The 18,575-nt window shown below is 41.4% G+C and carries 20 protein-coding genes and 1 pseudogene; 5 read left to right on the top strand and 16 right to left on the bottom strand.

Features of this window, described 5'->3' with window-relative positions; genetic code table 11:
• The 8 genes from BLR76_RS00315 to BLR76_RS00280 all read right to left on the bottom strand — a co-directional run bounded on the left by BLR76_RS00315 (position 1) and on the right by BLR76_RS00280 (position 5,730).
• Complete coding sequence (locus BLR76_RS00315) at positions 1 to 1,596, bottom strand: complex I subunit 5 family protein (protein WP_091264051.1); 1,596 nt, start codon at positions 1,594 to 1,596, stop codon at positions 1 to 3.
• Complete coding sequence (locus BLR76_RS00310; protein ID WP_245682984.1) at positions 1,597 to 1,956, bottom strand: sodium:proton antiporter; 360 nt, start codon at positions 1,954 to 1,956, stop codon at positions 1,597 to 1,599.
• 56 nt (positions 1,957 to 2,012) lie between these two features.
• Positions 2,013 to 2,711, bottom strand: a complete 699-nt coding sequence (locus BLR76_RS00305; protein WP_091264048.1) for an MnhB domain-containing protein — start codon at positions 2,709 to 2,711, stop codon at positions 2,013 to 2,015.
• Positions 2,695 to 3,258 (bottom strand): Na(+)/H(+) antiporter subunit B, encoded by a 564-nt coding sequence (locus BLR76_RS00300; RefSeq protein ID WP_091264046.1) that lies wholly within the window; start codon positions 3,256 to 3,258, stop codon positions 2,695 to 2,697. Before BLR76_RS00300 ends, BLR76_RS00305 begins: the two co-directional genes overlap by 17 nt.
• A gap of 6 nt (positions 3,259 to 3,264) precedes the next feature.
• A complete protein-coding gene (gene mnhG / locus BLR76_RS00295; RefSeq protein WP_091264043.1) occupies positions 3,265 to 3,570 on the bottom strand; it encodes a monovalent cation/H(+) antiporter subunit G in 306 nt (101 codons plus the stop codon).
• The gene (locus BLR76_RS00290; protein WP_091264041.1) at positions 3,570 to 3,830 is read right to left on the bottom strand and encodes an MrpF/PhaF family protein; all 261 of its coding nucleotides are present in this window, start codon (positions 3,828 to 3,830) and stop codon (positions 3,570 to 3,572) included. The genes mnhG and BLR76_RS00290 overlap by 1 nt, the downstream gene beginning before the upstream one ends.
• A 35-nt stretch (positions 3,831 to 3,865) precedes the next feature.
• Positions 3,866 to 4,396 carry a Na+/H+ antiporter subunit E gene (locus BLR76_RS00285; RefSeq protein WP_091264038.1) on the bottom strand — a complete coding sequence of 177 codons (531 nt, stop codon included), beginning with the start codon at positions 4,394 to 4,396 and terminating at the stop codon, positions 3,866 to 3,868.
• A 374-nt stretch (positions 4,397 to 4,770) separates the two neighbouring features.
• Positions 4,771 to 5,730, bottom strand: a complete 960-nt coding sequence (locus tag BLR76_RS00280) for an RluA family pseudouridine synthase (protein ID WP_091264035.1) — start codon at positions 5,728 to 5,730, stop codon at positions 4,771 to 4,773.
• A gap of 310 nt (positions 5,731 to 6,040) precedes the next feature.
• On the opposite strand from BLR76_RS00280, the gene BLR76_RS00275 reads away from it, so the two are divergent.
• Positions 6,041 to 6,580, top strand: coding sequence for a YehS family protein (locus tag BLR76_RS00275; RefSeq protein ID WP_091264032.1), 540 nt, complete (start codon positions 6,041 to 6,043; stop codon positions 6,578 to 6,580).
• Between the two features lie 1,027 nt (positions 6,581 to 7,607).
• Here the strand turns inward: BLR76_RS00275 and BLR76_RS00270 are convergent.
• From BLR76_RS00270 to BLR76_RS00250, 5 genes and pseudogenes are all read right to left on the bottom strand, one after another.
• Entirely contained in the window at positions 7,608 to 8,891 is a 1,284-nt protein-coding gene (locus BLR76_RS00270; RefSeq protein WP_091264030.1) for a YcjF family protein, read from the bottom strand.
• Between the two features lie 143 nt (positions 8,892 to 9,034).
• Positions 9,035 to 9,715, bottom strand: coding sequence for a YrrS family protein (locus tag BLR76_RS00265; RefSeq protein WP_091264027.1), 681 nt, complete (start codon positions 9,713 to 9,715; stop codon positions 9,035 to 9,037).
• Between the two features lie 296 nt (positions 9,716 to 10,011).
• Positions 10,012 to 10,474: pseudogene (locus tag BLR76_RS00260) on the bottom strand (MDR/zinc-dependent alcohol dehydrogenase-like family protein); the annotation flags it as partial.
• Positions 10,475 to 10,576: 102 nt separating this feature from the next.
• Positions 10,577 to 11,179 (bottom strand): ECF transporter S component, encoded by a 603-nt coding sequence (locus BLR76_RS00255; protein WP_245682983.1) that lies wholly within the window; start codon positions 11,177 to 11,179, stop codon positions 10,577 to 10,579.
• 28 nt (positions 11,180 to 11,207) lie between these two features.
• Positions 11,208 to 11,639: a MarR family winged helix-turn-helix transcriptional regulator gene (locus BLR76_RS00250; RefSeq protein WP_091264024.1), complete on the bottom strand. Its 432-nt coding sequence runs from the start codon at positions 11,637 to 11,639 to the stop codon at positions 11,208 to 11,210.
• Between the two features lie 158 nt (positions 11,640 to 11,797).
• Between BLR76_RS00250 and BLR76_RS00245 the strand changes: the two genes are divergently transcribed.
• A complete protein-coding gene (locus tag BLR76_RS00245) occupies positions 11,798 to 13,489 on the top strand; it encodes an NFACT RNA binding domain-containing protein (protein WP_091264022.1) in 1,692 nt (563 codons plus the stop codon).
• 65 nt (positions 13,490 to 13,554) lie between these two features.
• On the opposite strand, the gene pyrR is transcribed toward BLR76_RS00245, so the two are convergent.
• The 3 genes from pyrR to lspA are packed head-to-tail and all read right to left on the bottom strand — an operon-like array spanning position 13,555 to position 15,494.
• Positions 13,555 to 14,100 (bottom strand): bifunctional pyr operon transcriptional regulator/uracil phosphoribosyltransferase PyrR, encoded by a 546-nt coding sequence (pyrR, locus tag BLR76_RS00240; RefSeq protein WP_091264020.1) that lies wholly within the window; start codon positions 14,098 to 14,100, stop codon positions 13,555 to 13,557.
• A 16-nt stretch (positions 14,101 to 14,116) separates the two neighbouring features.
• Positions 14,117 to 15,022 carry an RluA family pseudouridine synthase gene (locus BLR76_RS00235; RefSeq protein WP_091264017.1) on the bottom strand — a complete coding sequence of 302 codons (906 nt, stop codon included), beginning with the start codon at positions 15,020 to 15,022 and terminating at the stop codon, positions 14,117 to 14,119.
• A gap of 1 nt (position 15,023) precedes the next feature.
• Positions 15,024 to 15,494, bottom strand: a complete 471-nt coding sequence (lspA, locus tag BLR76_RS00230; RefSeq protein WP_091264015.1) for a signal peptidase II — start codon at positions 15,492 to 15,494, stop codon at positions 15,024 to 15,026.
• Positions 15,495 to 15,702: 208 nt separating this feature from the next.
• Between lspA and BLR76_RS00225 the strand changes: the two genes are divergently transcribed.
• From BLR76_RS00225 to BLR76_RS00215, 3 genes are read left to right on the top strand one after another with little or no spacing between them, the layout of a single operon-like run.
• The gene (locus BLR76_RS00225; RefSeq protein ID WP_091264011.1) at positions 15,703 to 16,350 is read left to right on the top strand and encodes a YkyA family protein; all 648 of its coding nucleotides are present in this window, start codon (positions 15,703 to 15,705) and stop codon (positions 16,348 to 16,350) included.
• A 13-nt stretch (positions 16,351 to 16,363) separates the two neighbouring features.
• Positions 16,364 to 17,251, top strand: a complete 888-nt coding sequence (locus BLR76_RS00220; protein ID WP_091264008.1) for a polysaccharide deacetylase family protein — start codon at positions 16,364 to 16,366, stop codon at positions 17,249 to 17,251.
• On the top strand, positions 17,251 to 18,492 hold the full coding sequence (locus BLR76_RS00215) for a putative glycoside hydrolase (protein ID WP_091264006.1): 1,242 nt from the start codon (positions 17,251 to 17,253) through the stop codon (positions 18,490 to 18,492). Before BLR76_RS00220 ends, BLR76_RS00215 begins: the two co-directional genes overlap by 1 nt.
• Positions 18,493 to 18,575 lie beyond the last annotated feature (83 nt).

The raw sequence follows: 18,575 nt of genomic DNA, 5'->3' as shown, positions 1-18,575 counted from the left end.
TTACAGAATTAAAGACAGATAGACAATTAGAACAATGAAGTAACCGACCATCGATGTAATGATCCCATTAAAAGTCAGTTCCAGATGTCCAATTCGTGTGATGAGCCCCCCGTGTTTAATGATCCCGTTGTAGAATGCAACCCCTGCAACGATCATCAGCACATAGACCATCCCTTTTTGAATGTATTCGTCAACGTTCACGTGTACTTCATAGTTGAAGAAAAACTGAGTCAGTCCTTCCCCGAATATTCCAGTTAAGAATGAAGCAATACCCATAACGACACAGGCAGTCGACGCATAGAAGTCTGACTTGGCTGTCCCCTTCTTAGGACTTTTTCCGAAGAGCATAGTCGCATATTTAACGAAGGACATTGTTGTTCCCAAGTTGATAATGTTCAAAAGCAAAGTAACGGTATAGTCATACGTTCCGTGTGCAATCATATACTTGGAAATACTTCCGTTAAAGAATGGTGCTCCAGTAATACCTAGTATTGCTAATGTCGTTGCGACCGCTACCCAGGGCATCCGTCTGAACAGCCCTCTTATCTTGTAGACATTTCGGGTGCCGTATTCTTCGTAAATCTTTCCTGCAGTCAGGAATAAGGTAGATTTGAATATAGCATGGTTGAAGATGTGGTAGACTGCACCCCAGAAAGCAATTTCTGAAGCCATATTTATCCCCATCATGATTAGACCGACCTGTGAAACGGTATGGTAAGCCAGAATCAGTTTGATGTCTTTCTGACCCAGAGCCATGATGAATCCGATCAAGGAGGTCAGGAATCCTATCCAGAAGAAAAAGACATGCATGTCGATCACTGGATTGAACATTTCGTTGAAACGGATGAACATGTATACCCCACTCTTGATGTACAGGCCACTCAAAACGGCTGATACAACAGGTGGCGCACTAGGTGTTCCATGGGCTTTCGGTAGCCAGCTGAATAATGGCGTTACTGCTGTTTTAAGTGAAACAGTCACCATCATCATCCCGTAAGGCAGAACGACTGCTCTCGGGCTTTCAAGCATGGACATGGCCTCTTTTAAGGCACGAATATCCAGAAGTCCGAATGTACGGTAAAGCATACCGATCCCGAAGAGAAGAAAAGCTGAGCCGATGACATTGACAAAGAAATAGATCATGCCATCATATATTGCCTGCTTTTCTTTATTGATCATGATCAGGATGGATACGACAACTGTAGAGACTTCAAGGAAAACAAAGATGTTGAACAAGTCACTAGATAGGAACAACCCCATCATCAGACCTTGAAGGACCATGAACAGGAAGTAGAATCTCGGTCTGAAATACTTCTCTCTCGTAACATAGACTAGAAATGCAATATAAAACACTGCCGTCATCAGGACCATAAAGATTGAGATCGAATCAGCGTACAGACTTAAAGCTAGGCCGTCAGTATAGCCGCCAACGTTCCAGACTATCGGTCCAGTCTCTTTAACAGTCATGAAGACATAGAACGCCAGACCGGCATAAATCACTTGGAAAATATATAGAAATAACTTAGCTGCCCTGTTTCTCAGCAGATAAGTAATTGCTCCAGTTAGAATTGGAGCAAGCACCAATAATCCTAACAATTAATGTTCACTTCCTGTCTGATTTCTGTTACGCGACCAGTGCGTAATGCCATGTTTTTGTTTATAGTGCATAAACATGGTCAAGCCGATCGCTGTAACACCGGTACCGATAACGATGGCTGTGATCATCAAAGCAGAGGGAACGGGATCGACAAATGCAGCTTCCTGTGCCTGTCCGATTGGGGGCACACTGCCATCTGTGTAGTTGATCGTAATGTAAAATAAAAATATACCTGATTCCATGATCGACATGGACATAATGGTTTTAACAATCGTTTTTTTCGTCATTAGACCATACAGTCCGATGAAGAACAAAAGAATGCCGACAATTTCGCCAGTGATAAAATCCAATGGTTTCATCTTCTTTCTTTTAATAGTTGAGGAACGTGCAGTAAATTTCACTTAGATCGACGGATTTATCTTCCTTCGTAGAATACGAATCGGTAAAAGATGATACTCAGTCCGGAGAATACTTTCAGTCCGATAAGTGAGTTCATGGTTACCATGTAAATCTGATGAGATAATGTCGTGTCTGCAGGCTGCAGCTGCATAAACACATACAGGACAGGCGTCATGACGATGGACAGGAACAGGAATTTTTCCAGTTTCTCGAGCGTATGCAAGTCCAGATCAAAGTTTGGATAAACAAGATAACGTGTGATCAGAGCCGTTGCCAGAACAGCTCCACCCTGGAATCCTCCGCCCGGCGATACATGTCCATTGATGATGATATAAAGTCCGATCAGCAGAACGAATGGATAAATGATTCCGACCATTCGGATGACAATTTCTGAGTTGTTCTTTCTATTGAAATCATCTTTTTCAAATTTATACTGTTCAGCATGTTTGTTAGCCCATGAGACGTTGATAACCTCCATAACGGAAACCATCAGCATAAGTGCTTCAAACAAGGTATCGAATACACGGTAGTTCAAGTATATGGCAGCTACAGAGTTCTGAGCTCCAGTCTGTGCAAAGAAGTCAGCAGTAAAGTAATCCATCAGAGGTGTATCCAGTTGTTCCGAATGATTCAGGAACAGAAAGAGCACCACGCCAGCTCCAATAACCGCAAATGCGATACGTACAATATGAAACAGTCTACTCGTCTCGGGCATCTAAGCTCACCTCATCTCTGAATACAACACGGATATCTTCAATATCTTTAATGACGTCATTCAAGTTAGCTACGATATCCTGGAAAACTTGGTCAGTTGTATCACCATAAATATAGGTCAGATCACCTTTACGGTGGATCAGACAGTCATGTTCGTCCTCGCGCATGACTGTTTCCAGTGTACGGTTTGTATAAGCCAGTTGAGGCTCGATCTCTTCTGTACGCTCCACAAAAAGCTCAAGCGGACGGACGATTGAGTCTCTGATCTCATTGATCTGATCATCATTGAATGTTTCCACATCTTCATTTACATAACAAATGTCGTATACTGATACTTTTTTCAAAGCGACTAAATACATGATGGTTGACAGTCCGACCCCTATAGCCGCTTCAGCAAGCGCCACATCGGGTGCATTATAGTGCAGGTAGGCCAGTGCAATCGTCAGTGAAAAGGCACCAAGAAAAATGATCGACCGACGCAAGTTATCAGATAAGACAGAGAAACAGGCTAATACTAGTAATGTCAATAATATAAATGTCTGAAACATTGTCTCCTATCTCTCCTTCTTGATTCTGTATCCACTCAAATGGGCTGAGCGGGTAATAGCATGAGTAGCAATTGGGTTAGTGATTAGATATAAAGCCAATACAAGAATAATCTTGCCGCTGAAGAAATCAAAGCCATGCTTGATCATCAGACCGAACATGATCGTGATGAAGCCAACTGTATCAACTTTAGCTGCAACTAGAATACGTGAAAAGTAATCCTTGAAACGGAAAATCCCAAATACGCCCAGTGCCATAAAAATAAGGCCGATAATAATGACGAGGTTTGCGATCCATTCTACTACTTGCGTCATTATACATCACCCTTTCTTTCGACAAAGCGTGCAATCATTATCGTTCCAATAAATCCGAGCACACCATAAATGATAGCCACATCGATCATATAGGTCCGGTTGATGATAATCCCAATCAGGACAGCTGCAACAATGACCTTGGATGAAAATAGTGCGAATCCAAGCATGCGGTCCCATATAGTCGGTCCATCCAGAACACGGACAAGTCCGAAAACAGACAGGCCGGCGATAATGGCTAAAACAATTGAATCAAAATCCATTTGTTTTTAAACTTCCTCTCTCTTCCTAATTTCTTTTACGCTTTTCCATCGAGTGTTTCTTCGTAGCGTAACAGGATATCTTCCAGTTTAAGTGGAATGACTACTCTAGGGTCATCACCCACTCCAGGTGCATTGAGCGCCAGAACCTGCAGTGTACTGCCTTTCTTCTCGACAGTAACTGTCCCAGGGGTCAGTGTGATGGAATTGGCTAGTATATCGATCAGCAGTTCATCTGTAAGTTTAGTCTGACAAGTAATGATCTGAACGTCTGCTTTACCGGAAATGATATTAGGAATAACATCGATTCCAGCTAGATAAATTTCAATAATCAGTCGGAATACATATTTAGCCAGCGTACCCAGTCCGATCATGTAAGAGTGCTCATAGTTACCTTTTAACAGGAAACGGTCGGTGAATATTACCACTAAAATCGACATCAATACACCTGAAAGTGCAACTCCAATCGTGAACTGTTCAAACAAAATAAGCCATACTAACGATAATAGAATAATCACTTCCTTGTTATCGACGATGTCTTCCCACAATTCATTCATATGTGTTTTCAAAAAAAAACCTCCCTTCCGACGTGAGTAGATGACAGTCTATCTCTAAGTAAGTCGATGGGCGGGTAAAATCCCGTCTTTTCGGCTGTACTTCGATTGTAGCATGTTTCAAATCATATGCAATGGATTTTTTATAAAACACCGCTACCTGTCTGAATGAAAACGATTTTATTCCCCCTCTACTTCGTTCATTATTCATATTTTCTACTTATTTAATAGTTTAACAAATTGATCGTTCACTTTACATTGATATCTGAGCATTTTTGCCTGACGTTTAAATCTGGCAGCTGCACGGCTCGGTAATGAATAAACCATCCAAATAGGCGCTCACCTTATCCGGATGGTTTAATTTTTCAGATTTTTATAGACAAACCTCTTTACTTCACTCGTTTAAGGAAACTATTTGGTACTTCTGATGTATAGCGCACCAGCTTGTTTGTTCCTGGATGAACGAGAACAAGGGTCGTTGCGTGCAGGCCAAGGCGCTTAAGGGGATTAGTTTCTGCCCCATACATCTTGTCTCCGGCAATCGGGTGGCCCATCTCTTTCAGGTGCACACGAATCTGATGTTTACGACCTGTCTCCAGTTCAACTTCAAGCAAAGAGTAGTTCTCGTTACCCAGAACTTTCCGGAAGTGGGTAACCGCCCGTTTTCCTCCATTGTCTTCCAAGTTGGAGTACATCTTGATCCCTTTACTTTCAGACAGCCATGATGCATACTCCCCCTGCTCTTCTTTAACGTCTCCTTCGACCAGTGCAGTATAGATACGTTCCTTGACTGTATTCTTCCAGTCTTTCTGAAGCGCCTCTTTTATTTTTTCCGATTTTGCATAAAGCATGACGCCTGATGTATCTCGGTCCAGACGGTGCACGACAAAAATCTTGTTGTCCGGGTGTTCCTTCTTTACATAGTCACTCAACTGGTGATAGGCAGTCGGTTCTGTCGGATCGTCTGAAGAAATCGACAGCATGCCCGCTTCCTTATTAATGACGATAAGATCCTGATCTTCATGCAGAATGGATACACCCATTAATTCAGAACGTTTTTTGGATTCCTGATTGCTCATGATATTGACTGTGTCGCCTGGTTTAAGCGGGTAATTATGCTTAGTGGTCTCTTCTCCGTTCACCGACACCTGACCTCTAGTCAGTATAGATTTAACCGCATTTCGGCTTTTGTTTGTGATGACGGTCAACAAATACGGCAGCAGGGTCGTCTCCTCTTCCACTGTATAATTCGTTGTACCTTTTTTATTGACCTGTTTCGTTCCTTTACGAATCACCTCAGACTTTTTCTTGGGCTGATTATTATGCTTATTGTTTCTATTCTTACTCATATACTCACTCCTAAAGTTGTTGACTCCAATACAGTATAACAGAAAACAGAATGATTTTGATCAGTGATTCAGACCTCGATAGTCTGGACTACGTTTAGTTTCGAGGAGTGCCAATTGTATCCATTAGAAAAATGTCATTAGAATCTTCTTGATGATCTTATTTCCAACGTTCTTCCACATAACTAATCATAACAGACGTTCTATAGTTGGGCTCAACAATCTAATATCTGTCTAATATATTTAATCACAGTAACTCATTTTTGTTATACTGTTCGTATGGAATCTAATTTTGTGAAATGAGGCCGCAAACATGAACAATAATGATCGTCTATTACGATTAAGGTACGCACTGGATTTAAAAGATGAAGAAACTCAGGAAATATTCAAATTAGGCCATCAAGATTTATCCTTGGAAGAGGTTCAGCTGCTATTGAAGAAAGTCGAGTCTTCTGAAGCTACCTCCGATGAAGAAGATGACTTTACCGAGAACACCTATGCTAAAGAATGTAGCAACCAGCTATTCGAATCATTTCTAAATGGACTGATTGTGTTTAAGCGTGGACAACAAGTCACTGCTACTGGTGAGCCGGTTAAACAGACCAGACTTATCAAGCACGATAAAGATGTAAATAACGTCCTGATAAAGAAAGTCAAAATAGCTCTTACACTCACCAGTGATGATATACTGGACATCTTAGACGACACTGGTGTCCACATCTCAAATAGTGAATTAAGTGCTGTTTTAAGGAAAGAAGGTCACCGGAACTACAAAGAGTGCGGCGACCGGTATGCACGTAATTTCCTGAAAGGACTCGCCCATCACTTGCGTGGAGACGAATCTTCCAATTGATTATAATAGCCTTACGTATCGTCCAGCTTAGATCATTCTAATATGATCTAAGCTCATTTTTTCTATTAATTTATCTGAAGATCTGTCATTAAGCTGTTTCTAGTTTGACTTTACATACTTTCTTTTTGATAAGGTATAACTAGACGCTGTCTAGTTACATTTTATTCTTTAAAAACTTAAGGAGATGTCACTAACAGCCTTATAGCTGTAGTTTATTTCGTAGACAACAAGAAAACTGTCACTAAAGGCTTTCTAGCTGCAGCTTATATTTTTCTCACCAGATAACTTGACGTTAGATTCTTTCTAGTTATAGATCCATCATGTCGTAACTTTATAAAGTGTCACTATTATTGTCTCTAAGCGCAGTTTAATTAGACGTAAATGGCAGAAACTGTCGCTACACAACTTTAGATGCCACTTTTATCGTATTCTTAAGATGAAATCTACCGAGTATCTGAATTCACGTGATTAAGCTGGATCTCCTGCAGCAAGAAATCTATGCTCTTGCATACTAAAAATACCCTATCCCCTTCAAGTCAGCGTGTTGAAGAGGATAGGGTATTCATAATGGAAAGAAAGTGATTGATGAGCTAAAATTTTCAGCTTACATTTTCACTCCACCACCAGTCACGACGACGATGATGTGCATAGATAAGAACAGGTAAATCAGGATCAGTGGAATGATCGACATTGAAATAACGCTTATATTGAATTATTGATCTTGCCTGTTTTCGTTTCTTACCAGATTGTTCATATGTTACTTGCTTGGTATAGTCCTCTCTAAAAAAATATTATTCCAGAGCTATTCCAATTTTAAAACCGGTTGTTAATCTTTATATTCTTATTCCAATTTTCCTAACAAGCATAGTTGCACCTATGAAATTGTCTATAGCAACTAATTTAATTATTCTACAAAATAGGCTTGATTGCAGAACGCAAGATTGTTTAAAAGTAAATTATTATAAAGTCGATTTTTCACAAAAAAGCCTGATAGGGGAAACTAAGCCTATCAGGACAACGTATTAACCTATTTATTTTTGTTAAAAGGATTGTGCCGGCTGATAAATTTTGAAAGGGCACGGCTTGTTTTCTGAGCTTTGCTTGGACGTCTAGTGTCTTCTTCCATCTCTTGGTAGGTCTTGTGGGCATCATTCAACGCATCATCCCCTTCAAACTCGAGATCTTTCGTCTTTAGTTCCTTACGATTCAACTTTATGTTTTTCTTAAACTGAGTGCGCATAAGCCGTTCGATCAATCCTAAGTCAATGCTTTCGCCTTCCCGCTCTTTCGTAGCAATAATACTCAATACTTCGATGTAGCTAAGTCCGAGAGCACTTGTCACGATCGAAGCGGTCGTCCCGCTGATCAGTCCACCTATAAGGGTACCCGCTCCTGGAATGAACTTAAATGCATTCGCGACAATGGTTTTCCCGATCATAGTAGCTGAACCGGTGCCTCCTACAGCAGCAATCAGACTAACTATGGTCGACTTATCCATTGAAATCCCGAATATAGCTGTAATGTGAGCGAGTAAAGTGACTTGCATGGGAATCAGTACAGAGGCATCTGAAAACGGGATCGGTGCGAAACCGACTCCAAATGTAGTCGCCACATAACGGGAAGCCCAACGTCTGGCCGCTTTAGCTTTGCGCTCGATATCAGCGTGCTGGGCGTTCATAAAAGCATCATGTACCTCTTTCGGTATCAGTTGAAGAGTCTTGTCGATCAGTTCTTTTAGACCAAATGCAGGAATAACATAATCTTCTGTAATTTCATAAGGTTCAGCCATAATGTTCTGAACAGCGGCTACTGGAAGATTGAGATTCTCCAGGTACGCGTTGAACTCTTCAGCAGGCTTACCGATCGATTGGGTCAGAACCAGTATGACTGGAAGAACAGAGGAAATTTCTTTGATCAAGTCGATTTCCGTCTCCTCTATTCGTGATGAATTAGCCTGAATGCAGTAGTAGACGACATGAACAGCATCTCTGGTCTGCTTATTCTGTTCAACTAGATCGAAAATTTCGTTCTTTATATCTTTTTGAACTTTCGGGTTCAATTCGAGCCCTCTGGTGTCATACAGAGCAATTGGGATGCCTTCTTTAGATATACGCCTTAAATGTTTAGTAACAGGCTTCCCTATTCCGGTATCTGCAAGGTTTTCCCTGAACACACTGTTGATCAAGGTACTCTTTCCAACTCCTGTTTTTCCGGCAATCAGAATATTGACAGGGTTCATTTTTTCAATTTCAGCTTCGGTTTTCTCAAGGATGTCTTGAATCATATTGTATTTATTGTCTGAAAATTTCATAGGCGCCTCCTATTCTTTTATATCATTTTAACATGTTAGGCGGATGAAAACGAAAAAAATGCGTCTGTTCCCTTATGTTTATGAGCAAAAAAACCTGCCCGTTCATCAGGCAGGTCGTAATCGATATAATTAACAGGTAGAACTTATCTGAATTCTGCAGGGACTTCCGCAAGTTCCTCAACACTAGTTACATGCCACTGTCCGTCTCCGAACTGAAGGAGCACACGATACACATCATTGCGTCCGCTGTCGGACATGACTGCAAAGACTTGTCCAGGACCGTTGTTCCCTACACGCCAGGTGATCATATCACTCTGGTTCAGCCCAGTCACTGATGATACAGCATTGGCGATTGCTACACGGTCGCTTGACCCTTCACTGTAGTTCGTATTGTGAGTTTCATCAAGCGGTGCATTTTCAGTAACTTCATAGCTGGTTTCATCCGATGTATTCTCTTCTTCTTCCTCTGAGTCTACTTCTGTATCTTCAGCAGTCTCATCGTCAGAATCATCGACGGGTTCTTCATCAGTATCACTGGCTTCTTCTTCACCATTATTATTCTGATCTTCTTCGGCAGGTTCTTCCTCTACGTCGACTTCATCTTCGTCTTCAGTATCAGTAAGGAATTCAGAATCAGGTGTGCCGTTATCAGCATCAAAATCGACCGCAGATTCCCTGTTCATGAAAATAAATGCCATGATGCCAATCAGCACGACCAGCAATACAGCTATGATTCCGTAATAGATTTTTTCAGGTGTATTATTCTTAGGCCCTTTTGGTGTATTTGGTGTATTATTCTTTCTATTTGTCCGTGTCTGTTTCATATTTCAGTTGCCTCCATAAGAAGTAGTTGATGATATTAAGTAAATTATACCACTGTTAAAAAGTGTAGCACAACGAATAGAATCAGGACATGACAAATCAGATACAAAACCGACAAAAGGGTATCAAATGACTTAGTTTTATAAAAAATAGCGAATTATGTAATAATAAGAGGGAATAAACCTGTACACTTCAACACCTTTATCTATACTATATTTTAGTTAGTTAAGCATAACTAGTATAAAAAACCCTTTCTGAGAGGTGAGTTCCCTCGCAGAGCGGGCTGGGCCTGACCGGATTATGGTTTCAGGACAAATTTAATGTTGTTGTCTTCTTTTTTGTCGAACAGATCATAGGCAGTAGACGCTTGTTCCATTGGCATGACATGCGTGATGATGTCACTGGGATCAATGTCACCTTTCATTATCATGTCATAGAGTTTTGGCATGAAATGAGGCACGGGCGTCTGACCTGTCTTCAATGTGATGTTTCTGGCGAAGATGTTGTTGATTGGGAAGTTTGACCCTGGAGTCAAGTACACTCCAGTAAGCTGTAGGAACAATATCCGATAAGAAGAGTACTTTTTCGTCCGGCACTGACTGGTCAGGTATTTTGAAGGAATTCTGATCCGCATAAGGCACACGAAGAAACTCTGCCTGACCACCTGGGTAGTCTCCATTCAGTTTTCCAAATCCAAACAATCCACCATAATCAGTTTCCGGATTTTTATTTGAGTTGTCACATTGGCTTTCCATTACATTGAAAACAATAACACTTAGTATTTAAATAGAAAACTCTTCATCAGCCTGCTTTTCCTTAGTAGTAAAAGGAGAAGCGCCAGATGAAGAGTCATTTATCAGTAATTATTTTTTCATCGTAATCTTTCTAAGTGGAATCGTAACTAGAGGAGCAATGATAGCAGCTGCAATAGCTTCTGCTACCCCATTCGTTCCTACTATGATTGCCAAAGCTCCAGCCAGATTGCTGATGTCTACATCGATTGCCTGAGCATAAGCTTCTCCAAAAAAGAGATAGATGAAAAACAGGACAAAAATTGTATTTGTAAAAGATCCTACGACCGACGCACTGGCGAGTGCCATTTTATCTTTCTTTGGAAACAGTCTGTGTGACAGACGATAAGACAGACCAGTAAAGAGTCCAATCAGCATTCTAGGAACAAGAGCGATCATTGGATGCGTCCAAAGTAAAAGATCCAGAGGCGTTGCCGGCATAGTATAGGCACGTATCATTCGAGTGATTCCCCAAACTGCACCGATAATGATTCCGTCCGTCGTACTCATAGTCAACGTTGCAACGATGACTGTGATATGTATGATTGTCGGATTGAGTGGTGGAATTGGAATATTCCCCAGAAACGGCACAAAGTTCTGAATCAGTATGATTGCAGTAAGAATCCCCAGTAAGGCGATACGATGGGGTTTAGACATTTTCTTGTTTGTTAGCATTCGTTTTCCTCCTCTCTTACCTATTCTATTATATGCGGTTGGTCATGCTCCGGTTCAACCTCCCGATCAGAACTGTCAGCATATGGACCTCTTCTTCAGTCCAGCCGGAAAGAATGGACTCAAACTTCTCTTCAAGATGTTTATGATAATTGGAGAATACATCCAGGGCTTTATCAGTTAGTGTGAAGTAAGCATATCGTTTGTCTTCTCCAGTGGTTTTAGTCACAAATTCCTTTTTGACAAGTGCATTCATCTGTCGACTGACTGTTGATTTATCCAGCCGGCTTTTCTGAGTAATGTCTTTTAGCGTGCACTCATCGTTGCCGATCAGTTTGATCAGATTTATTGCCGAGCTTGACAGACCATGTTCATGAAGCATCAGTTCAGCTACCTGCTTGTAAAGCTGATTCATCTCTGTGACCTTTTCTAGCAGCGCATCTGTATTGCCTGGTGATTCCATTCAATTACCCCTCTCTTTATATGACAAGCTGTGAACAATTGTACACGTCAACTATACCACGCCTTATTCTATTCAGCAATCTTTTTAATAGAATTGTTGATGTATCGGAAAAAGTGCTATACTATAGAAGACTTTGTACGATGAAAGGAGTTTTTTTAATGTCTTTTGACGGGTTATTTGTCCATGCCCTCACGGATGAACTGAAAGAAATATGTGAGGGAGGCCGTATTTCTAAAATACAGCAGCCATATGAAAATGAAGTTATTCTAAAAATTAGAGCAAACCGAAAAAACGTGTCCCTTCTATTGTCGGCCCATCCGCAGTATGCCCGTGTTCAGCTGACAACGATTCCTTTTGAGAATCCTGACAGCCCTCCTCACTATTGCATGATTTTAAGGAAATACCTAGATGGTGCAGTTATCGAATCAATTACTCAGAAAGAAAATGATCGTCAGCTAGTCTTCTCATTCAAGAGCAGAAATGAACTTGGGGATATGGAACACCTTTCTCTTATTGTTGAAATAATGGGGCGTCACAGTAACATCCTGCTGGTCAATACACCGGATAACAAGCTGATTGACGCAATCAGACATGTACCGGCCAGCCAGAATACTTACCGGACTCTGCTGCCTGGCGCTGAGTACCGACCGGCACCCGATCAGCAAAAGTATAACCCCTTTAATTATGATGGTCCCTTCCCTGTATCAGATTTGAATACTAAAGATAAGATCAAATGGGTCCAGTCAACCTTGCAAGGATTCGGTAAAGATTCGGCAGTAGAACTTGTCCACCGTATAGAAACTCAAACAGAAGATTCTCCTGAAACAGTTTATCAGCAGTTCATGCAGATGTTCAGTCCTGAACGTATTCAACCGACATTGATTAAGAATGGCAATAAGGAGACCTTCACCCCTTTTGACTACCATTCAATTGAAGGAGAGCGTATTAGTTATGATTCCCTGAGTAGCTTGATGGACCGTTATTTCCAGGATAAGAGTGAGCGGGACAGGGTCAATCAGCAGGCTAATGACCTGACTCAACTCGTCAGTACATTTTATCAAAAGAACGAGAAAAAACTGAAAAAACTTGAAAAAGAGTTAAAGGAAACTGAAAAAGCTGATCAACTACGTGTTAAAGGTGAAGTGCTGACTGCCTATCTTCACGAGGTGAAAAAGGGGCAGGAGAAGATCGATTTGCCTAATTTTTATGAAGAAAATCAGATGATCTCGATTCAGCTGGATCCTCAGAAGACACCAGCAGAAAACGCACAGAAATATTTCTCTAAATATCAGAAGTTAAAGAATGCCAAGGTTCACCTGGCTCAACAGATTGCTTCCACGAAAGCAGAAATGGCTTATTTTGATACACTGCTCACCCAGCTGTCTATTGCTTCTATTTCTGACTTGGATGACATCAGACAGGAACTGCGTGATGGTGGGTATTTGAAGAAACGCAGCAGTAAGAAGATGAAACCGAAGAAGTCAAAACCTGAAGCTTTCATGTCTTCCGATGGGACATCAATTCTTGTTGGAAAGAATAATACACAGAATGATGAACTGACACTGAAAAAAGCGAAAAAATCTTATTGGTGGGCTCATGCTAAAGACATCCCAGGTTCTCATGTCATTATTGAAGACAGTGAACCTAGTGAAAAGACCATTGAAGAAGCTTGTATGTTGGCCGCTTATTACAGTAAGTATCGTCTGTCTTCTTCTGTTCCAGTAGATGTCGTTCAGGTTCGCCAGATAAAAAAACCGAATGGTGCTAAACCAGGTTACGTCATTTATGAGGGTCAGAGCACGTATTTTGTCACACCAAGTGCAGAAGCTGTACGCTCACTAAAAGCATAGGAAAGACCGAGTGACTACTTGATGTGATCACTCGGTCTTTAATGTTTATTGTACAACCCTCTTTTTTAATTAGGTTTGATAATTTCTACGGCATCTTTGCCGTCGATCTCCTTCATTGATACTTTAACCTGCTCTGATTTAGATGTGGGAATATTCTTTCCAATATAATCAGCTTTGATCGGAATTTCTCTGTGTCCTCTGTCCGTCAGAGAAGCGACCATAATTTTTTCGGGACGGCCCAGGTCGATCACAGCATCCATTGCCGCTCGAATCGTTCGACCGGTATAAATGACATCGTCGACCAGGATCACTACTTTTCCTTTAACAGAAACGGGAAAAATCTGTCCTTTTACTTCAGGATCTTCCACTTCTTCTGGAAAATGTCGATCATCACGGTAAAGGGTGATATCCAGTTCGCCAACTGGAATATCCTGTCCTTCAATCTCGGAGATTTTAGAGGCGATTCTTTTTGCGATATATACTCCTCTTGTTTTTATACCTGCTAGAATAACGTTGTCTATCCCTTTGTTTCGCTCGATGATCTCGTAGGAAATTCGTGTAAGTGCCCTGTTCAAGGCCACTTCATCTAAAATTGATACGACTTTTGACATGAATAGTCTCCTTTCCCTACAGTCTTCTGATGTGATCTAGTGTTTTTTCAAATGATTCTGGCAGTGGAGCTGAAAACGATAGTCTTTCTCCTGTAGTCGGATGGACAAACTGCAAAGAGGCGGCGTGCAGGAACTGTCCTGGTCCTTCAAGCGTTTTTCTTGGTCCGTAAAGTGGATCGCCAGCCATGCGATAGCCGATATATTCCAGATGTACGCGAATCTGGTGCGTACGACCAGTTTCCAGGTTCAGTTTTAAAAGAGTAAAGTCGTTGAACCGTTCAATCACTTCGAAATGAGTTACAGATGGTTTTCCATTTTCGACAACTTTATATTTTTTACGATTTTTAGGGTCGCGTCCGATCGGAGCATCGATCGTTCCACGGTCATTTTGAATGACCCCGTGGACGAGCCCGATGTATTCACGTCCGGCAGTCTTCTCTTGAAGCTGTTCAGCCAGTTTTTCGTGAGCCACATCATTTTTAGCGACCATCAGAAGGCCAGATGTATCTTTGTCGATTCGGTGGACAATACCGGGTCTAATCTTTCCATTGATTCCTGATAAGTCTTTAATATGATAAAGCAATGCATTGACCAGAGTACCACCTTCATGCCCCAGAGATGGATGAACCACCATTCCCTGAGGTTTGTTGATAACAACGACATCTTTATCCTCATACACGATATCGATCGCTATGTCTTCTGGCTGTGCATCGATCTCTACAGGTTCAGGAATGGATAGTGCAATAACATCGTCCTGCTGCAATTTATAATTTGCTTTTGACGGTTCACTGTTCACGGTAACCTGTTCATCCTTGATCCATCCTTGGATTTGAGATCTTGAATGATCCGGCAGCTGATCAGCCAGAAACTTATCCAGTCGTCCTGATTCATTTTTAATAGTAAAGGTGTAGCTTTCTGTCATTCTATTGTCCAACTTTCTTCTTGTGATTTCTAATCTCGTCTATAACAAGGTAAACGATCATCAGTCCAACTCCTACTGATAAAGCAATATCTGCTATATTAAAGATCGGAAAATTGATGAAGTCAAGTTTGATCATATCAACAACATACTGTTGAATCAGTCGGTCGATGAAGTTTCCAATTGCGCCTCCAAGTATCATACTTAGCGATAAGCCGATAAGTATATCTTGCTTGCCTAACGTATGCAGATAATAAATGACGACACCTACAACGACAACCGTAACGATGTAAAAGAACAGCATCTGGCCCTCAAGTATACCCCAGGCTGCTCCCGTATTGCGATGATGAGTAAGCGACAGGACATTTGGTATCCATTCTACTGTTTCTCTAAATGGAATAGTTGAAACAGTCAAATACTTGGTCAGTTGGTCCAGTCCGATGATCAGAACTGCCAAAGTGTAATAAAGTATCATAAAAATCCTCTTTTCTTTAGTAGACTTTCTCATATTGTACAATATTTTTGCGATGAAACCTACCTTTACTGAAAGATTCTCTCAATCCCTTACTTCATCAAAGAAACAGTATAACTCGATTACACCCATTACAGTTTAATTAGATAAAGAAGTCTGATATACTCGAAAAGTAATCGTATATATTTAAAACAATAAAGGAGATCACTAAATGATTCGAAAGCGATGGACATACTTAGCAGTCAGCTCAACGGCCTTACTTTTAGCTGGGTGCGATGATGGAGAGAACTTAGAAGATATGCAGGAGGCCACACAGGAACTGGACCGATTAAGAACAGAGACTGCGGATGAACTGAATCATTTATATGATCTGGAAACTGATCTGCAGAATAGTTTCAGTGAAACACTTGAATCGGATGATGAGTTGACTACTTTAGGTGATGGCTCTTCCCCGGTATTCGAAAATATTGAATCCAGAGAAGCTGTGCTGGAAAACATAGCAGCACATGAAGAAGAAATGAGCGAACACCAGTCAACGCTCGATACTTATGAAGGCGAACTGCTGGATCAATCAGAAATCGATGCAGTTATGTCTGACGTCTATACTTTTACTGATCAGCTCAGCCAGTATAGAGAAAATTACCAGGCTGCCCTCTCTTCACAAGACAGCTATTTCGTCAGTTTATCTGAAAATGGCGCGACTTATGAAGACTTCGTCGACGGCATTCGATCAATTAATGACGAACATGACGAACTTAGAGAATACCTGCTCGTACTTGACGAGACACTGGTAGACTTTGGTGAAAGTTTAGACCAGCTGCATACATCTATTGATAACCAATTGACTGAGGATGAATAAGGAGAAGAAGACTATGAAACGAACATTAGCTACGCTATTTTTAGCCTCATCTCTTATATTGACTGCCTGTGATACCTCAGATGCAGAATACGATACGGATGAGCAGTCTGAACCTGTTGAAGACAGTTCTGGAGAAACCAGTGAAGGTCAAGCTGATATGAATGAACACTCTAATGAAGACTCAGATGATGAAGAAGACGTGTCAATAGATGAACCTGAAGAATCTTCATATCTTTACGAAGTCAACGAAAATGACATTGCTACAATTCAAGTGATTGAAGGCGAAGAAGCAAACGAACGTGTCGCCCTTCTTACTTATGATGATGCACCAGATAATTACGCCGTGGACATTGCTGAAGTGCTTGTCGAACATGACGCTCCTGCGATCTTCTTCGTTAACGGAATGTTTATTGAGAGTGAAGAAGGCCAGGAGATGCTTAGAGAAATTCACGAGATGGGATTTGCCATCGGGAACCATACACACACCCATCAGAGCCTCCCTTCATTGAGTGAAGATGAACAGACTGAGGAAATCATGAAGACTAGTGACCTTATTGAGGAAATCATCGGAGAGCGTCCTCGATTTTTCCGTGCACCATTTGGACAGAATACTGATCATGTCAAGGAACTTGTTAGAGAAGACGGGATGGTCCTTATGAACTGGACCTATGGCTATGACTGGGAATCCGGCTATATGGAAGCTGAGCCACTTGCTAATATTATGGTCAATACCGAACTGCTAAGACCAGGAGCCAATTTGCTAATGCATGACCGTCGCTGGACCCTTGAAGCCACGTCTCAAATTATTGAAGGCTTAAGAGAAAACGATTATGAGCTAGTGGATCCCGACTTGATTCGCTCCGCCACTCCTGAACAATCAGAAAGCGAGGAAACAGATTAATGAAACTTAATTTAAAGAAACATGTATTTTACTCTACAGCCTTATTAGCAGTTGCTTCTCTTTCCCCATCAGTCGTTTCAGCCGATGAAGATGATACTGTTGATCAGCCTGAAGATATCGAGACAGCTTACCTGAACTATACTCAAGACCCCCTTCTTTCTGTACCGGAAAGTTTCCCCCGTCAGTTCAAATTTGACAGCGGAGTAAATATCGACTATCCAGAAGACGGCGTGAAAGGTATTTTCGTCACTGCCCATTCTGCAGGTGGATCCAGACTGGAAACATTGACTGATTTAGTCAACTCAACAGAACTCAACAGTATGGTTATTGATGTCAAAGATGATCATGGCGACATCGTCATGCCGATAGAATCCGATCATGAATACGTCAATCAGTTCACTAATAACATTGTTGAAGCTGAACCTTTGATGGAACATCTAGAGGAAAACGATATTTACCCAATTGCACGTATTGTCGTATTTAAAGATTCCAGACTGGCTAATGAACGCCCTGATCTGTCATTTACTGAAGATGACGGATCCGTATGGGCTAACCGCCGCGGAGAAAGCTTCGTCAATCCATATGAACGTGAAGTCTGGGAGTATAATGTTGAAGTGGCCCGCCAGGCAGCTAAGCTTGGCTTTAAGGATATCCAGTTCGACTATGTTCGCTTCCCTGAAGGATTTGAATACCGTGATGAAGACCTGAACTATTCTCGAGGCGATTACGAAGAGAGCGATCTAGATAATGTCAAGCAGCGTGTCGATGCTGTAACTGAATTCGTAGCTTATGCTCGCCGTGAACTTCAGCCTTACGATGTCGATGTATCTGTAGATATCTTCGGTTATGCTGCAACGCGAGAAGAAACTCCTGGTATCGGTCAGAACTTTTCAAGAATTTCTGAGAATGTCGACGTGATTTCTTCGATGATTTACCCTAGTCACTGGGGTGCAGGATCATTAGGGATCGAACGTCCGGATCTGGAACCGTATGAAGTTATTTCCCGCTATATGGAATACGAAAATGATGTACTCGACAACTTAGGGGATCGCGCCCCTGTTTCCCGTCCATGGATCCAGGACTTTACAGCTTCTTATCTTGGTGCAGGATGGTATACGACCTATGGTGCTCATGAAGTTAGTGAACAGATTCGTGCATTGAACGAACATGGCGTAGATGAGTTCCTATTATGGAATGCCGGTAACCGTTACTCTGAAGGTGCTACCTACAGTTTTGATTAATAGATGAAAAAAAATGAAAAACCTCTCGTTGTTGTTCGCTTATGAACGACTTCGAGAGGTTTTTGTGTGAAATACGTCACTAA

Origin of the sequence: Alkalibacterium thalassium (assembly GCF_900101165.1) — a bacterium.
Taxonomy (GTDB): domain Bacteria; phylum Bacillota; class Bacilli; order Lactobacillales; family Carnobacteriaceae_A; genus Alkalibacterium; species Alkalibacterium indicireducens.
The sequence above is the reverse complement of the archived record's forward strand: the minus strand, read 5'-3'. Positions and strand labels throughout refer to the sequence as shown.

What these genes read in the sequence shown, in the direction of transcription:
- BLR76_RS00305 (WP_091264048.1), bottom strand. Translation starts at nt 2,711, where the DNA reads ATGCCCGAGACGAGTAGACTGTTTCATATTGTACGTATCGCATTTGCG.
- BLR76_RS00215 (WP_091264006.1), top strand. Translation starts at nt 17,251, where the DNA reads ATGAAACTTAATTTAAAGAAACATGTATTTTACTCTACAGCCTTATTA.
- BLR76_RS00245 (WP_091264022.1), top strand. Translation starts at nt 11,798, where the DNA reads ATGTCTTTTGACGGGTTATTTGTCCATGCCCTCACGGATGAACTGAAA.
- BLR76_RS00310 (WP_245682984.1), bottom strand. Translation starts at nt 1,956, where the DNA reads ATGAAACCATTGGATTTTATCACTGGCGAAATTGTCGGCATTCTTTTG.
- BLR76_RS00220 (WP_091264008.1), top strand. Translation starts at nt 16,364, where the DNA reads ATGAAACGAACATTAGCTACGCTATTTTTAGCCTCATCTCTTATATTG.
- BLR76_RS00290 (WP_091264041.1), bottom strand. Translation starts at nt 3,830, where the DNA reads ATGGATTTTGATTCAATTGTTTTAGCCATTATCGCCGGCCTGTCTGTT.
- lspA (WP_091264015.1), bottom strand. Translation starts at nt 15,494, where the DNA reads ATGATACTTTATTACACTTTGGCAGTTCTGATCATCGGACTGGACCAA.
- BLR76_RS00300 (WP_091264046.1), bottom strand. Translation starts at nt 3,258, where the DNA reads ATGTTTCAGACATTTATATTATTGACATTACTAGTATTAGCCTGTTTC.
- mnhG (WP_091264043.1), bottom strand. Translation starts at nt 3,570, where the DNA reads ATGACGCAAGTAGTAGAATGGATCGCAAACCTCGTCATTATTATCGGC.
- pyrR (WP_091264020.1), bottom strand. Translation starts at nt 14,100, where the DNA reads ATGTCAAAAGTCGTATCAATTTTAGATGAAGTGGCCTTGAACAGGGCA.
- BLR76_RS00255 (WP_245682983.1), bottom strand. Translation starts at nt 11,179, where the DNA reads ATGCTAACAAACAAGAAAATGTCTAAACCCCATCGTATCGCCTTACTG.
- BLR76_RS00275 (WP_091264032.1), top strand. Translation starts at nt 6,041, where the DNA reads ATGAACAATAATGATCGTCTATTACGATTAAGGTACGCACTGGATTTA.
- BLR76_RS00250 (WP_091264024.1), bottom strand. Translation starts at nt 11,639, where the DNA reads ATGGAATCACCAGGCAATACAGATGCGCTGCTAGAAAAGGTCACAGAG.
- BLR76_RS00265 (WP_091264027.1), bottom strand. Translation starts at nt 9,715, where the DNA reads ATGAAACAGACACGGACAAATAGAAAGAATAATACACCAAATACACCA.
- BLR76_RS00225 (WP_091264011.1), top strand. Translation starts at nt 15,703, where the DNA reads ATGATTCGAAAGCGATGGACATACTTAGCAGTCAGCTCAACGGCCTTA.
- BLR76_RS00280 (WP_091264035.1), bottom strand. Translation starts at nt 5,730, where the DNA reads ATGAGTAAGAATAGAAACAATAAGCATAATAATCAGCCCAAGAAAAAG.
- BLR76_RS00235 (WP_091264017.1), bottom strand. Translation starts at nt 15,022, where the DNA reads ATGACAGAAAGCTACACCTTTACTATTAAAAATGAATCAGGACGACTG.
- BLR76_RS00270 (WP_091264030.1), bottom strand. Translation starts at nt 8,891, where the DNA reads ATGAAATTTTCAGACAATAAATACAATATGATTCAAGACATCCTTGAG.